Source organism: Streptomyces sp. NPDC001606, assembly GCF_053596835.1.
Window position 1 is genome coordinate 708,817 of record NZ_JBSFHC010000001.1, and the last position, 14,873, is coordinate 723,689.

12 protein-coding genes are annotated in these 14,873 nt (G+C 72.5%); 6 read left to right on the forward strand and 6 right to left on the reverse strand.

The window, feature by feature from the left end:
* Window positions 1-14: 14 nt before the first annotated feature.
* From ACWCV9_RS03160 to ACWCV9_RS03170, 3 genes are all read right to left on the reverse strand, one after another.
* Complete coding sequence (locus tag ACWCV9_RS03160) at window positions 15-2,159, reverse strand: putative bifunctional diguanylate cyclase/phosphodiesterase (protein WP_450783970.1); 2,145 nt, start codon at window positions 2,157-2,159, stop codon at window positions 15-17.
* Window positions 2,156-2,968 carry an SAM-dependent methyltransferase gene (locus ACWCV9_RS03165; protein ID WP_385846082.1) on the reverse strand — a complete coding sequence of 271 codons (813 nt, stop codon included), beginning with the start codon at window positions 2,966-2,968 and terminating at the stop codon, window positions 2,156-2,158. Before ACWCV9_RS03165 ends, ACWCV9_RS03160 begins: the two co-directional genes overlap by 4 nt.
* Window positions 2,969-3,221: 253 nt before the next feature.
* Window positions 3,222-4,175, reverse strand: a complete 954-nt coding sequence (locus tag ACWCV9_RS03170) for an SCO0930 family lipoprotein (protein WP_450784237.1) — start codon at window positions 4,173-4,175, stop codon at window positions 3,222-3,224.
* A 681-nt stretch (window positions 4,176-4,856) separates the two neighbouring features.
* On the opposite strand from ACWCV9_RS03170, the gene ACWCV9_RS03175 reads away from it, so the two are divergent.
* From ACWCV9_RS03175 to ACWCV9_RS03185, 3 genes are all read left to right on the forward strand, one after another.
* Window positions 4,857-4,985, forward strand: coding sequence for a hypothetical protein (locus ACWCV9_RS03175; protein WP_450783971.1), 129 nt, complete (start codon window positions 4,857-4,859; stop codon window positions 4,983-4,985).
* Between the two features lie 33 nt (window positions 4,986-5,018).
* Window positions 5,019-5,783, forward strand: coding sequence for a bestrophin-like domain (locus ACWCV9_RS03180; protein ID WP_450783972.1), 765 nt, complete (start codon window positions 5,019-5,021; stop codon window positions 5,781-5,783).
* Window positions 5,784-5,955: 172 nt separating this feature from the next.
* Window positions 5,956-6,513, forward strand: coding sequence for a hypothetical protein (locus tag ACWCV9_RS03185; RefSeq protein ID WP_450783973.1), 558 nt, complete (start codon window positions 5,956-5,958; stop codon window positions 6,511-6,513).
* A 53-nt stretch (window positions 6,514-6,566) separates the two neighbouring features.
* Here ACWCV9_RS03185 and ACWCV9_RS03190 read toward each other — a convergent pair whose 3' ends face one another.
* Window positions 6,567-7,412: a hypothetical protein gene (locus ACWCV9_RS03190; protein ID WP_450783974.1), complete on the reverse strand. Its 846-nt coding sequence runs from the start codon at window positions 7,410-7,412 to the stop codon at window positions 6,567-6,569.
* 332 nt (window positions 7,413-7,744) lie between these two features.
* On the opposite strand from ACWCV9_RS03190, the gene ACWCV9_RS03195 reads away from it, so the two are divergent.
* On the forward strand, window positions 7,745-8,416 hold the full coding sequence (locus ACWCV9_RS03195; protein WP_387055431.1) for a class F sortase: 672 nt from the start codon (window positions 7,745-7,747) through the stop codon (window positions 8,414-8,416).
* Between the two features lie 33 nt (window positions 8,417-8,449).
* Here the strand turns inward: ACWCV9_RS03195 and ACWCV9_RS03200 are convergent, their stop codons facing one another.
* On the reverse strand, window positions 8,450-9,289 hold the full coding sequence (locus tag ACWCV9_RS03200; RefSeq protein ID WP_450783976.1) for a polysaccharide deacetylase family protein: 840 nt from the start codon (window positions 9,287-9,289) through the stop codon (window positions 8,450-8,452).
* A gap of 189 nt (window positions 9,290-9,478) precedes the next feature.
* Here ACWCV9_RS03200 and ACWCV9_RS03205 point away from each other — a divergent pair, with 189 nt between their 5' ends.
* The gene (locus tag ACWCV9_RS03205) at window positions 9,479-10,963 is read left to right on the forward strand and encodes an MFS transporter (protein ID WP_450783977.1); all 1,485 of its coding nucleotides are present in this window, start codon (window positions 9,479-9,481) and stop codon (window positions 10,961-10,963) included.
* Here the strand turns inward: ACWCV9_RS03205 and lysX are convergent.
* Window positions 10,899-14,180, reverse strand: coding sequence for a bifunctional lysylphosphatidylglycerol synthetase/lysine--tRNA ligase LysX (gene lysX, locus ACWCV9_RS03210; protein ID WP_450783978.1), 3,282 nt, complete (start codon window positions 14,178-14,180; stop codon window positions 10,899-10,901). The two genes, ACWCV9_RS03205 and lysX, sit on opposite strands and share 65 nt — an antisense overlap.
* Before the next feature lie 89 nt (window positions 14,181-14,269).
* On the opposite strand from lysX, the gene ACWCV9_RS03215 reads away from it, so the two are divergent.
* Window positions 14,270-14,725, forward strand: coding sequence for a universal stress protein (locus ACWCV9_RS03215; protein WP_450783979.1), 456 nt, complete (start codon window positions 14,270-14,272; stop codon window positions 14,723-14,725).
* Window positions 14,726-14,873: the final 148 nt, after the last annotated feature.

A 14,873-nucleotide genomic window follows, 5' to 3' on the forward strand; every position in this document is an offset into this window, starting at 1 on the left:
CCACTCGCCCCATGTCAGCCCGTCGCGTCCACCAGTGCCAGCTGGTGCAGGCGCTCCGGTGGGCCGGGGCGAGCGTAGTACCAGCCCTGGGCCGTGTCGCAGCCCAGTATCCGCAACTGCTCGGCCTGCGCGCCGGTTTCCACTCCCTCGACGGTGACGGCGAGGTCGAGGCTGTGGGCCAGGGAGACGATCCCCTCGACGATCTTGAGGTCGACGGGGTCGGCCGGGAACTGCTGCATGCCCTGGGTGAAGGAGCGGTCCAGTTTCAGGATGCTCACCGGCAGCCGGCGCAGGTTGGCGAGGTTCGAGTAGCCGGTGCCGAAGTCGTCCAGGGCGATGTCCACGCCCATCTCGGCCAGTCGGCGCAGCGGTTTGAGCAGGTCGTCGTCGGCGCCGATCAGGGCCGACTCGGTGACCTCCAGGCACAGGGCGTCCGGGGTGACCCCCGCGCGTTCGAGGATGTCCACCGTGTCCTGGACGAGACCGGGATGGCTGAGCTGGCAGGGCGAGAGATTGACGTTGATGCGCAGCGGTCCGGCGCTGGTCTGCTCGCCGTAGCGTTCGCGCCACTCGCGGGCCTGGCGGACCGACTCCTGGAGGACCCAGCGGCCCAGCGGCACGATCAGGCCCGTGTGCTCGGCGAGCGGGATGAACCGGTCCGGGCCGAGGACGCCGTGCTGCGGATGCAGCCAGCGCACCAGGGCCTCGGCGCCGCGCACACTGCCGTCGCCGAGGTGGACGAGCGGCTGGTACTCGATGAAGAACTCGCCGCGTTCCAGCGCGGTCGGCAGGGCGGTGGTGAGGCCGTGCCGGGTGATGGCGCGGGCGTCGGCCTCGGGGTCGGCCAGCTCGAAGCGGTTGCCGCCCGCCGACTTCGCCCGGTACATGGTGATGTCCGCGCTGCGCAGGACCTCCGCCGCCGTGCGCTCGCCCGCCGGGCCCTCGACGATGCCGAGGCTGCCGCGCACCAGCAGGTCCCGGCCGTCGATGCTGATCGGGGTGACCAGCGCGTTCATGATCCGCTCGGCCAGTTCGTCCACCGAGCGCTCGGTGCCGGGGCCGGTGGTCAGGGCGACGAACTCGTCGCCGCCGAGCCGGGCCACCATCTCGCCGGGCGCGGTCGCGCAGGACTGGAGCCGGTCGGCGACCTCCACCAGCAGCCGGTCGCCGGCCGCGTGGCCGAGGCTGTCGTTGATGGTCTTGAAGCCGTCCAGGTCGAGATAGCACAGGCCGAAGCGCTGGCCCTCGCCCGCGTTGAGGACCTTCTCCAGGCGCTCGAAGAACAGGGTGCGGTTGGGCAGTCCGGTCAGGGCGTCGTGGGTGGCCTCGTAGCGCAGCCGGAGGTTGAGCAGCCGCCGCTCGGTGGTGTCCTCCATGAGGGCGAGCTGGTACTGCGGCCTGCCGTCGGCGTCCCGCAGCAGGGAGACCGTCAGGTTGGTCCACAGGACCGTGCCGTCCTGGCGGTTGAACGCCTTCTCCAGGTGGTAATGCTCGCGTTCGCCGTTGACCAGTTCGTCGTAGAGCTTCCAGGTCTGCGGGGCGTCCTCGGGGTGCGTCCAGTCCTGCACCCGGCGGCCGCGCAGCGACTGGTCGGTGAGCCCGAACATGCGCAGCAGCGCCTCGTTGACCTGGAGGACGTTGCCGTCGAGGTCGGCGATGCCGATCCCTATCGCGGCGCCCTCGAAGACCGCGCGGAAGCGGGCCTCGCTGGCGTGCAGCGCCTGGGCCACCACGCCCTGCGCCTGCAACGCGGCCTGGGCGATGGCCTCCTGCTCGGCGAGGGTACGGCGGCGCAGCGCCTGGGCGTAGCCGGCGGCCATCGCGTGCTGCAACCGCGAGGAGCGCATGCGCAGTTCCTCCTGCGGGCCGTCCTCGCCGCAGTAGAGCACCAGGTAGGCGTCGACGCAGTCCAGGGTGCGGTTCAGCGTCTCGGGGTCGGTGCAGTGCGCCTCGACCAGGGCGGCGCCGACCGCCTTGGCCCCGTCCGCGTCGAAGCTGTGCGCCAGCAGCAGCTCGCTCAGCCGGCGGGCGAGCGGGAGCAGTTGCTCCTCGAATTCCACGCGTGTGAGTGACGTCGAGGTCACCGGGTAGAGCGCCCGGCTCCAGATCGTCGTCAGCCGGCGCAGTCTGTCCTCCGGCCCGTCCGGTTCCGCGCTCACGCCGAACGCCCCACGCCGGCGAACCCGGAGAAGGCATACGGATCCTCGTCCTCCGGCGCCGAATCCGGGCGCCAGTGCGGCATCGGCACCAGTCCGGGTTCCACCATGTCGTACCCCTCGAAGAACCGCGCGATCTCCTCGCGCGAGCGCATGATCAGCGGGTTGCGAATGTCCTTGTATACGTCCACCGCGCCCTCGGCCCGATCGGCCGGTACCGGGATTCCCTCGTACGAGGCATGGGTGAGCACCAGCAGGCTGCCGGGGGCGAGCGCGTCGCGCAGCTCGGCGACCGCAGCGTAGGGGTCGTCCGCGTCTTCCACGAAGTGCAGTATGGCAACGAGCAGCAGGGCCACTGGTCGGTTCAGGTCGATCAGCCGCTGCACCTCGGGGCTGTCGAGGATCTCCTTGGGGCCCAGCAGATCGGCGGCGACCACGTCCGCGTCGGGGTTGCCCGCGAGCACGGCCCGGCTGTGCTCGACGGCCACCGGGTCGTGGTCCACGTACACGACATGGGCTCCGGGTACGGCCGCCTGCGCCACCTCGTGGACATTGCCGAAGGTGGGGATGCCGGAGCCGATGTCGAGGAACTGGGTGATGCCCTCGGCGGCCGCGAACCGCACGGCCCGGCGCATGAACGCCCGGTTGGCCTGCATGATCTTGGGCAGGCCCGGCATGAACTCCAGCGCCCTGCGGGCCGCTTCCCGGTCGACCTCGAAGTTGTGCGAACCGCCCAGGTAGTAGTCGTAGATCCGCGAGACGCTCGGCACCGAGATGTCGATGCTCCGTGGGGCCCAGGCGGGACGCTCCATGTATCTCTCCAAGGCGTGGACAACAGTCGTAGGCGATCCGGTGTTCGAGCAGAGGCTACTGATCGCCCGCGAAAGGAGCGACCTGAACCGGAAATTGACCGTCCGTTCCCGGTCACTGCCTGCGGCAAGTGCCCGGACGACCCCATTGCGTGAAGGTTCCGGAACGCAGCGGTCCGCCCCCTCCGTGCGGTGCGGAGGGGGCGGACCTTCGGCCGGGTGCCGGGCGGGCGGGTGATCGACCCGGGGAGGTGATCTACTTGCCCGGCGCGCCGACCGGCTTGCCGTCGGGCGAGACGGCGTACCAGGTGCCGCCCACGCCCTGACCGTTGATGTCGCCGGGGGTCTTGTCCCCGGAGAAGGTGTAGATGGGCCAGCAGTTGACGGTCATCTGCTTCACTCCGTCGGGACGGGTGAAGCCCATCAGGCCCTTCTTCTTGACGCCCTTGGTGTCGTCGGCGCTCACGACGCCGACGGCCGGCCACTTCTCCAGGCAGGCGCCGGTGCAGTTGGAGACGGGCTTCGGCCAGGCCTGGTCCTTCAGGAAGCGGTAGACCGTCATGCCGTTCTTGTCGACGACGATGTCACCGAGCTTGGCGTCCTTGCGGACGGACAGACCGGGCAGCTCGGACAGGGAGGCCTTCTTGCCGTCGGGTGCGAGGGCGAACCACTTGCCGCCCACGCCCTGGCCCTTCACATCACCGGCCTTGGCGTCCTTGGCGTAACGGTAGGCGGGCCAGCCGGCGATGGTGAGCTGCTTGCTGCCGTCGGCGCGGGTGACCTCGCCGAGCAGCGCCTTGTCGATGCCGGCGCCGGCAGTGGCGTCGTCGGCGGGCACCGGGGGCCAGGTGGTGGCGCAGTCCCCGGAGCAGTTGGACTTGGGCGGGTTGGCGGTGTCCTCGTCGAAGCGGTACAGGGTCATGCCGGCGCCGTCGGTCACCACCTTGCCCAGCTCGGCGTTGGCGGCCGCGGTCAGCTTGCCCGCCGGGGCGGCCGGGGCGGCCGAGCCGGAACTCTGGTTGCCGTCGGCGCCGTAGCCGTTGCCCGTGCCGGTGCCCGCGCTGCCGTAGTCGCCCGCCGCGGCCGTGGCGCCCACGTTCTGGGCGGAGGACGCGGGAGCGGAGGCGTTGTCCTGACCGCACGCCGTCGTCAGCGCCAGCACCGCCGCGGCCGCGGCCCCCAGTGAGGCGGTCCGCCAGGAGGTCTTCATCGTCAACTCCACATCATCGCCTGGATGTTGCAGCGCCTTGCCGCGCCGCCGCACGGCCATGGGTACGCGGCGAGGGGGCCGGAGCGTTCAACGGGAGACGGAATTTCTTGCCGGAACCTGTCACGCCGGTCAAACCTCAGGGCGCCCGTTGTCCCTCTTTCGGATCAATCTGGGCGCGCTCCGGCGTGCGACCGTGCTCCGCGACCCATGATCTTCGTCGTGCCTGGACCCGAAACGACCCGATACGCGCCCGCCACCCGGGTGTTGACCCTCTTGACACTGACCTGGACCCTGGTGGGCTGCCCGGTCGGCAGCGCGTCGGCCGACGCGTGTGCGTACGCCTCGACGGGACCGGACGGCACGGTGGCGGTGGCCTGGGCCGGCGGCCGGCACTGGCCGACTCCCCCGCCCTGCCCCCCGCCCACCCCGCCCCCGTGCCCGCCCACACCGACCCCCACCCCCACACCGCCCCCCACGCCCACCCCGCCCCCCACGCCGAAGCCACCGCCTCCGCCGAAGCCGAAGCCGACACCCAAGCCCCGGCCGAAGCCACCCGCCCCGGCGCCGCCCGCACCCCGGCAGACCCCCACCCCCGCCCCCACACCCACCCCGCCCCCCGCACCGAAACCACCGCCGCCGAAGCCGAAGCCCAGGCCCACCCCGCGGCCCTCGGTGACCCCGGTGAGCTACCCGGCGTACCACCCGCACCCGGTCGCCCGCTCCGCACCCGGCCACACCACGCCGGTCACCTACGTCCTGCTCATCACCGTCCCGGCGATCGTCGCCGTCGCGGCCCTGCGGCCGCGCTGACCCGCCGGCCCGCCCCACCCCCGGAGGTATCCGTTGTCGGATTGGCTTGTTCTCGTCCTCGCGATGCTGGCCGCCTGTGCCGTGGTGGTCGTCGTCACCGTCCTACGGCACAAGCGCGCCCCCGAGGACGAGGACCCCAGCGAGACCCCGGACGTCATCGAGTACATGACCATGTGGATCGGGGTCGTGTACGCCATCGTCCTGGGCCTGGCCATCGCGGGGGTGTGGGAGGCCCGCAACTCCGCCCAGGACTACGTGCAGAGCGAGGCCCAGGCGCTGCACGAGATCTCGGAGCGGGTCCGCGTCTACCCGCCGGACGTCCGCGACCGCGTCCGGGCCGACGTCGACGCCTATGTCGGCTATGTGGTGCACACCGAGTGGCCGGCGATGTCGCGCGAGGAGCAGGTCACCGACCGCGGCTCCGAACTGCTTCAGAAGGTCCGCCAGGACGTCACCGACTACCAGCCGAAGAACGACTTCGAGGCGCAGGCCTACCAGCCGGTGCTGGACCAGATGACCGCCGCCGACCAGGCGCGCAACGCCCGCGCCGACTCCACCGGGGCGACCATGCCGCCGGTGGTGTGGTGGGGGCTGCTCACCGGCGCGGTGATCACCGTCGGCATGGTGTTCGCACTCCAGATCCGGCGCACCAAGCGGGAGCTGGTGCTGGCCGGGCTGTTCTCCGCGACCATCGCCTTCATGCTGTTCCTCATCTGGGACTTCGATGCGCCGTTCAGCCGGGGCATCGCGGTGACCGCGGAACCGTTCCTCAACCTGTTTCCGTCCGTCACCGGGTAGTCCCCCGGCCGCAGCAGTGTTTTCACCCTGATGGCGTACACCCGTCCCCCGTTCGCGCTACTGCGATCGCGCGGGTGTACGGATGTTTCTAGCGTTCCGCTCATCGAGGTGCATATCTCGCGCCTGGCGGAAGAAGGTCCGCGGCTGCTCCTCGGGGACCGGAGGAAACACGATGCGCGCGATACGCCTCGCGTCGGCCGCACTGCTGGGCCTCGGCGCCCTCGCCGTGTGCGCGCCGGCGGTCCTGGCCGGCGACGACCACGATGTCACACCGTTCGGCTTCCGGATCACGCCGACCACGGTGGCCGCGGGCGAGACGGTGAGCCTGCGGTTCGACCGGGACGGCAGTGGCTGCCGGGGCACCGCCACGGTGTCCTCCGGGATCTTCGACACCGTGCGGATTCCGCCGGGGCGCTCCTCGGCAACCGCCGTGGTCGACCGGGGCGCCCGGCCAGCGACCGCGTACTCGGTCACGTTCGAGTGTGACGGGACGCGGGGCAGCACGGACCTCACCATCGGCGGCGGGCGCGACGACGGCTACCAGCGGCCCGGCCAGAGCGAGCCGGTCGACCCGGTCGATCCGGTGCAGCGCGGGGTGCGGGCCGGCACCGGCGGCAGCATCGACGGGTTCGCCCCGGGGCGGATCGCCCTGGGCGCTGCTCTGATCACCGGCTCGGCGGCCGCGGCCTACCACTTCACCCACCGCCGGTCCGCGGGGAACGGCGGCTGACCGGCCGCACCGGCTGCCGGGTGGGCGGACCGCGGCCGCACCGGGCGGACGGCTCAGAGGCCCCGCTCGCCGCGGCGGCGCAGCCAGAAGAACGCTCCGCCGATCAGCGCCGTGCCCACCAGGCCGCCGCCGATGGCCATGTCGGCCGGGGTGGCGCCGGTGGTCGTACCGCCGCCGACACCGCCGTGCACCCCGCCGATCACGGTGAAGGCCGCCGGGCGGGTCAGGCTCCGGCCGTCGCAGCGGACCGTCAGGTCGTACGGGCCGGGGCGGGCGTCCCGGTCGATGGTGGCGATCCCCCGCGCCGTGTCGTCGCGGAACGGCGACAGCGGGGCGGTGCCGAAGGCGCGGGAGAAGATGCTGCCGCCACGGCAGCCGTCCACGGTGACCGTGAGCCGCCCTCCGGCGGCGATCACGCTGGGGGTGGCCGCGATGTTGCGCGGGCCGCCGTCGTCCCGTCCGCCGCCCCAGTTGTCGTTCCGGTCGCCCCAGTTGTCGCCCCGGTTGCCGTCGCCGCGATTGCCGTCGCCGCGATTGCCGTCGCCACGGTTGTTGTCGCCGCGGTTGTTGTCACCCCGGTTGTTGTCGCCCCGCCCCCCGAAGTCGTCCCCGCGGCCCCGCCCGCCGAAGTCGTCGCCCCGGCCCCGCCCGCCGAAGTCGTCGCCCCGGCCGCGGCCCCCGAAGTCGTCCCCCCGTCCCTGGTCGCGGAAGGGGCCGGTGCCGTTGAAGTGGCCGTTGAAGGTGCCGCTGAAGTTGCTGCCGGTGTCGGGTCCGATGTTGGTGTTGTTGTTGGACGGGCCGCCCCCGTTGCCCATGCCGTCCGCGACGGCCACAGGGGCGGCGAGCCCGAGCACGGCGGCCGCGGCGACCGCGGCCGCCAGGGCACGTTGGTTTCGCATGTGATCCTCCGCGGGAGGCCGGCCGGGTCCCGTACCCGGTCGATCGGCGAGAAAGCACCTCCCGGGAAGACCCTCGGGCGCGCGGAACACGCCCGCATGTCGAGAATGGTCCGTCCTGGTGATACGCCACACCGCACGGAAAGCACACAATCGGATATTCTCGCAGGTCACGGACCGTCAGAAATTTCCTGCGAACGGCAACTCGGATGGCGCACCGGAGATGCTCCGGGCCACCCGTTCGCCGGTCGACCCGTCGCCCGTCGCGCGCGCGGGACTTAGCGTTTTCCCATGCGCGACGACGGGGCGCATGCCGCGTCGAGAGGGGATGGCGAATGTCTGCGACCGAGCTGTCCGAGCTTGCCGAAGAGGAGGAGCGGCGGAGGAAGCGCGCCCCGTGGGGCGTGATAGCGCTTGTTCTGCTGACCGGTCTGGCGCTCATTCGGAATGGTTCGGGGGAGTTCGACGTCGGGCCGCCGCAGCCGGCCTCGGCCGCGGCTCCGGACAGCCGCGGCACCGCGGACCTGCTCGGTGGCGCGCCCGCCCCGCTGCCGTTCTCCGCGGTGGACCGGGTGCGGATCCCGGCGATCCGGGTGGACGCCCCGGTGATGCCGGTCGGCCTGGACCCGGACGGCTGGGTCGGCGCCCCGCCGCCGGAGGACCCCAATCTGGCCGGCTGGTTCACCGGCGCGGTCTCCCCCGGCGAGAAGGGCACCGCCGTCGTGGTCGGCCATGTCGACAACAAGCAGGGGCCGGCGGTGTTCTACGGCCTCGGGGCGCTGAAGAAGGGAAACCGGGTCGAAATTCTGCGCCATGACGGAAAGACCGCGGTGTTCGAGGTCTATGGAATCGAGGTCTTCGAGAAGAGCCATTTCCCCGGGGACCGGGTGTACGGCTCGAAGGGCGACCCGGAACTCCGGGTCATCACCTGCGGTGGCGGCTTTTCGAAGCAGAACGGCTACGACGGGAATGTCGTGGTCTTCGCCCGCCTGGTCTCGGTCGTCTGAGCGGGCGGGCGAAGACCGGGGAGGGTCAGCACGTCATACGCGTCTGCGCGGCACGGTGAGGTGATAGCCGTTGTCGAGCAGATAGGGCAGGTACTCGCGGATCGCGCGGACGCTCTGCGAGCGGTCGCCGCCGGCGTCGTGGGAGAGCACCACGACACCGGGGGCGGCGCCGCTCTCCACCCGGTCGACGATCGTGCTCGTGCCCGGGGTCATCCAGTCGGTGGTGTCGACGGTCCAGGCCATCGGCTCCATGCCCATCTCGGCGCCCAGCTGGAAGGCGGCGCGGTTCCAGGCGCCGTAGGGGGCGCGGAACCACTGCGGGCGTTCCCCGTAGGCGTCCTCGATGATGTCGCTGGTGCTCTCCATCTCGGAGCGGATCTCGCGGCGGTTGAGGGTGGTCAGCAGCGGATGGGTCCAGGTGTGGTTGCCCACGACATGGCCCTCGTCGGCCATCCGGGCCACCAGCTCCTTGTTGTCGACGACGCACTCGCCGCACAGGAAGAACATGGCGCGGACGTCGTACCGGGCGAGGGTGTCCAGGATGTGCGGGGTGTAGTCCGGGTGGGGACCGTCGTCGAAGGTCAGCATCATGTGCCGGCCGCGCCCGGAGATGCGCAGGATGGGCTCGTTGCGCACCTTGAGCCTGCGGGGTGCGGTGTGCGGCGGGCCGTAGCCGGTGAGCGGCTGGAGCCGGAAGGCGGAGGACTTGAGGGCCTGGCGGGCCTGCGGTCCGGCGACGGGAGCGGGAGCGGAGGCGGGGGCGGTCTCCTCGCCGCCGGCCGCGAGAACGGCTCCGGCGGTTCCCGCGGCTCCCAGGGCGGCCGCACCGGCGAGGAGCATCCGGCGTCGTGTGAACAACTGATCCTTCTGCATGACTCATCAGTCGCCCGGCGAACCTCCGGCCCACCACAACGGCACCGGTGCGGCGGGGTGAAAGCACCCGGTCGGAGCAGTCCCGTGGCGGTGTGGAACCCGGTGGGGGCTTCTGATAGTCATTCAGTCCGCGGAATCGCCGGAGACTGCCGGGACGGCCGGCAACGGACAGGGGGGCGAGGAGAGTTGGTGCAGGGGGGAGCGGACGGTCCGCGGCACAGCGGTTTTGCGGTGGTGCTGCTGGGTGCGGCCCAGGTGCTGGTCGTCTTCGACACCACGGTGTTCACGATGGGTCTGCCGCGGATCATGTACCGGTCGGGGCTGGACTTCACCGGGCTGGTCTGGCTGCTGACCGTGTACAGCGTGTGCTTCGCCGCGCTGCCGGTGCTCGCGACGGCGCTCGGCCGGGCGTTCGGGCAGCGGCGGGTGCTGGTGGGAGGGCTGGCGCTGTCCAGCGCGGCCGCGGTGGTGCCGGCGGTGACGGCGGACGCCACGCTGCTGCTGGCCTCGCGGGCGGTGCAGGGGATCGCGGCGGCGGTCATCACGGCCGGCGCGCTGGCCCTGATCGACGCCACGCATCCCGCGGGGCCGGGCCGGGACCGGGCGCTGAACGTGCACTTCGCGGTGGTCGCCTGTGCCGGGCCGGCCGTGCTGCTGCCGACGCTGATGCTGCTGGATTTCTCGGAGTCCCCGGAGACGGTGTTCTGGGTGCAGGCCGCGGCCGGACTGCTGCTTCTGCTGCTGACCCCGGTCGCGCTCGGCGAGTCCGAGCCCGTGCCGGATGCCGCCGGACGGGTGGGCCGGGCGGCGCTGGCCGTCGTACCGCTGGGCTTCCTGGCGTGGTTCACGGACTGGCTGGGGAACCACAGCACGTCCGCGACCACGGTCATCGCCGTCGCGGTCGCCGGTGCGCTGGTGCCGTCGACGCTGGGCTGGTTCGGCCGGCGCGAGCAGATGCCCGAGCTGCTCGCCCGGCTGGGCCGGGAGCGGGCCGCGTTCGGCGCGTACACCGTGGTGGTGCTGCTGGGGGCCGGGCTGGCCGGTGCCATGTTCGCGGTCACGCTGGCCCTCCAGGCGATCGGCGGACTGTCGCCGATGCAGGTCGGCTGGACGATGCTGTCGGCCGTCGCCGGTCTGCTGCTGGGCTGTGTGGTGCTGCCCCGGCTGGCCGGGGCGGCCGGGGTCGGGGCGACGGTCGCCGGGGCGTGCGGTGTGGCGGCCGCCGGGTTTCTGCTGCTGACGCTGGAGGACTCGTTCGGGGCCGGCGATGTGCTGCTGCCCCTGCTGCTGGTCGGCTTCGGCTGCGGGGTGCTGGCCCTGCCGGTGGGGTTCGCGCGGTCCGGCAGCGGTGCGCTGCCGTCGGGGCTCAACGCGTCCCGGCAGCTGGGCGCCGGTCTGGGCGTGTCGCTGTTCGACGGGATCTTCACCGTGGCCCAGCAGAACATGCCCTCGACCGGGACGGTCGCGTTCAAGGACTACCGGACGTACCTCGGCGGCGCGGTCCGGGACGGCTTCGTCCTCGGGGTGGCCCTGGCGGTGACCGCCGCCGTGATCGCGCTGCTGACGCTGTCCCGGCGGTACCTGCCGGAGCCCGCCGGGGACCCCGGGGTCAGCGGCGGCGCACCAACGGGAACGGCAGGGTCTCCCGGATCGTCAGCCCCGTCAGGAACATGACGAGCCGGTCGACGCCGATGCCGAGGCCGCCGGTCGGCGGCATCGCGTACTCCAGGGCCTGGAGGAAGTCCTCGTCCAGCTCCATCGCCTCCGGGTCGCCGCCCGCGGCCAGCAGGGACTGCTCGGTGAGGCGGCGGCGCTGTTCGACGGGGTCGGTCAGCTCCGAGTAGGCGGTGCCGAGTTCGGTGCCGAAGGCGACGAGGTCCCAGCGTTCGGCGAGCCGCGGGTCGGTGCGGTGCTGCCGGGTGAGCGGGGAGACGTCGGTCGGGAAGTCCTTGTAGAAGGTGGGCAGCCGGGTGTGCTGTTCGATGAGCCGCTCGTACATCTCCAGCACGACGTCGCCGGGGGTGTCGTCCGCGGTGTACGGCACTCCGGTGCGGTCGCACAGCCGGTGCAGCCGCAGCAGTTCGGTGCCGGGGCCGATCTCCTCGCCCAGCGTCTCGGAGAGGGCGCCGTACACGGTCTTGACCTGCCAGGCGCCGGAGATGTCGTACTCCTGGCCGTCCTTGTGGGCCACCGGGGAGCCGAACGCGGCGGTGGCGGCGGCCTGGATCAGCTCCCGGGTGAGGTCGAGCATGACGTCGTAGTCGGCGTACGCCTGGTAGGCCTCGAGCATCGTGAACTCGGGGTTGTGCTTGTAGGAGACGCCCTCGTTGCGGAAGGTGCGGCCCAGTTCGAAGACCTTCTCCAGGCCTCCGACGCACAGCCGTTTCAGATACAGCTCGGGGGCGATGCGCAAATAGAGGCCGAGGTCGTAGGCGTTGCTGTGGGTGGTGAAGGGCCGGGCGTTGGCGCCGCCGTGCACCTGCTGGAGCATCGGTGTCTCGACCTCCAGGTAGCCGCGGTCGAGGAGGGTCTGACGCAGCGCCTGTACGGCGGCGGAGCGGGCGCGGAGCACGGCGCGGGCGTCCGGGCTGGTGATCAGGTCGAGATGGCGGCGGCGGACCTTGGTCTCGGGGTCGGCCAGGCCCCGGCGCTTGTCCGGCAGCGGGTGCAGGCACTTGCCGGTGAGCTGCCAGGAGGTGACGAAGACGGTGGGTTCGCCGCGGTCGCTGAGGCGGGTGCGGCCGCTTGCGGTGATGTGGTCGCCGATGTCGGTGTCGGCGGTGAACCGGTCGAGGGCGGCGGCGCCGGTCGTGTCGCGGGTGAGGGCGATCTGGTGGTCGCCGGACCAGTCGCGCAGCACGGCGAAGACGATGCCGCCGAAGTCACGCACCAGCATGACGCGTCCGGCCACGGTGACGTCCGTGTCGGGGGGCAGGCCGGCCAGGGTGTGGGTGGGGGCGGGGACGCCGACGGGGTAGGGGTCGGTGCCGGTGGCGCGCAGCCGGTCCAGGGTGCGGTGCCGGACGCGGACCTGGTCGGGCAGGCCCGCGTCCGGGGCTGCGGGCCCGGCCTGGTCCCCTCCGTCGAGGCCGAGCGCCGTCAGGGACGGCAGCCCGTGGGTGGTGGCGGGCCGCTGTCCGGTCTTCGGGTGCCCCTTTCCCCAGAGCTTGCGCAGGGACGGTACGGAGACGAAGCCCTCGGCGATCCCGGAGGCGAGGCCGATGCGGGCGAGGGCGCCAGTGTCGCCGTAGCAGAGGAACCGGGGGTACCACTCGGGGTGGTACTTGGCGTTGGAGCGGTACAGGGCCTCCAGTTGCCACCAGCGGGAGAAGAACAGCAGCAGGCGTCGCCAGAGCCTGAGGACCGGTCCGGCGCCGATGCGGGCGCCCTCCTCGAAGACGGACCGGAAGACGGCGAAGTTCAGCGAGATCCGGCGTACGCCCAGTTTGGGGGCGGCGGCGCACAGTTCGGCGACCATGAACTCCATCACCCCGTTGGGTGCGGACCGGTCACGGCGCATCAGGTCCAGGGAGATGCCGTCGCGGCCCCAGGGCACGAAGGAGAGCAGGGCGAGGAGCCGGCCGTCCTCGCCGAGGGCCTCGACGAGCAGGCAGTCGCCGTCGGCGGGGTCGCCGAGCCGGTCCAGGGCCATGGAGAAGCCGCGTTCGGTCTCGGTGTCGCGCCAGGCGTCCGCCTTGTCGACGATCTCCTCCATCTCGCGTTCGGTGAGGGTGGCGTGGCGGCGGATCCGGGTGGTGGCGCCGGTACGGCGGACCCGGTGCACGGCCTGCCGGGTGACCCGCATCTCGCGGCCGTCCAGGTCGAAGTCGGCGACGTGCACGATGGCCTCGTCGCCCAGTTGCAGGGCGCCGAGCCCGGCGCGGGCGTAGGCGCGGGCGCCGTCCTCGGAGGCGCCCATCACGGCGGGCGCCCAGGCGTAGCGGCGGGCCACGTCCAGCCAGGCGGCGATGGCGTGCGGCCAGGCCTCCGTGTCGCCGACGGGGTCGCCGCTGGCGAGGCAGACACCGGCCTCGACACGGTAGGTGACGGCGGCCTTGCCGCTGGGCGAGAAGACGACGGCCTTGTCCCGGCGGGTGGCGAAGTAGCCGAGGGAGTCGCGTGCGCCGTAGGCCCCGAGCAGGGCGCGGATGCGGGCCTCCTCGTCGTCGTGCAGGGCGGCTTCCAGGCGCTGGGAGCGGAACAGGGTGGCGGCGGCGTTGAGCAGGGCGAGCGCGCCGAGCAGGCCGAGGACGAAGGTGACCTGGCGCGGCGGCCGCCCGTCGAAGGAGCTTGCCGAGACGAGTCCGCCGCACACCCGGTCGGCCGCCCAGGCCAGGTGCTGGTCGGCCGGGAGCGTGCCGGGGAACAGCAGGACCAGGCCCCAGCCCAGCAGGATCGCCACGACGAGTCCGCCCAGCAGCACGGCGAGCGCCCGCCACACCGCACCGCGGCGGGAGGCGGCGTAGAACTCACGGCGGGCCACCACCAGCAGGAGCAGCAGCAGGGCGCACAGCACGAGGGACGGCAGTGACTGCGCGTACAGGCCGAGGGCCATGCCCAGGGCATCGCTGAGGACGAGCAGGCCGAGGTAGACGACGACCAGCCACCAGGCGACCTTCTTGCGGGCCGCGGTGGCCGCGGCCAGCAGGAACAGGAAGACGGCGTAGGCGAGGTTCGCGCTGATCGGGACCAGCAGCAGGTCGAGGGCGTGGACGACGGGGCGGAGCAGCCGGCGCAGCGGCTCGACGATCGCGAGTACGGCGCACAGCAGGCCCAGCGCGGCGAAGAGGGTCCCGAAGGCCTCCGGCACCCAGCCGAGGCGGCCGCCGGCGGCCGGGCGTATCGGGGCCGCGCCGTCCCGCCGTGCGGGGTGCTCCGCGGTGGCAGTCATGGTTCCGACTCTAGGAAGGGGCCGGGCCGCTCGCCCGTCGAGCGGGCCCGGCGGGCGGGGGGAACAGGGGGTTCCGATAGCCTCGGGCCGTGACGGAACAGCATCGGTTCGAGCGGGGCACGGACGGTCCGAAGGTGATTCTGGTCGGGGTGGACGGCTCCGACTCCTCGATGCGGGCGGCCGCCTACGCGAGCGGGCTCGCCCGGCGCCAGCACGCGCTGCTGGCAGTGGTGTACGTGCAGCCGGTACTTGCCGCCGGGACGGCGCTCGGGGTGCCGGTGGCGGACCCGGCCGAGGAGATCGCCGAGGACCTGGTCGCACAGATCCGGGCGGCCGCCGAGCGGGCCAAGGGGATGTTCGAGGTGCGCTGGGAGTTCCACACCTTCCGCGGCGACCCCTACACCGGCCTGGTGAAGGCGGCCGACGAGCTGAAGGCGGACGCGGTGGTGGTGGGCACCTCGGAACAGGCGGGACACCGGATCATCGGCTCGGTGGCGGTGCGGCTGGTAAAGGCCGGCCGCTGGCCGGTGACGGTGGTGCCGTAGGCACGGGCAGGGCGTGGCGCGGGGCGGTGAGCGGCGGGGTGCGGGGCCGGGGGCGGTGATGCCGATTCCGGTGAACCGGTGGTACCGATGCCGGGGGAACCCCCCGGGTGTGCCGAGTGGCGGGTGGGCCGTAGGGCGCCGCGGCAGC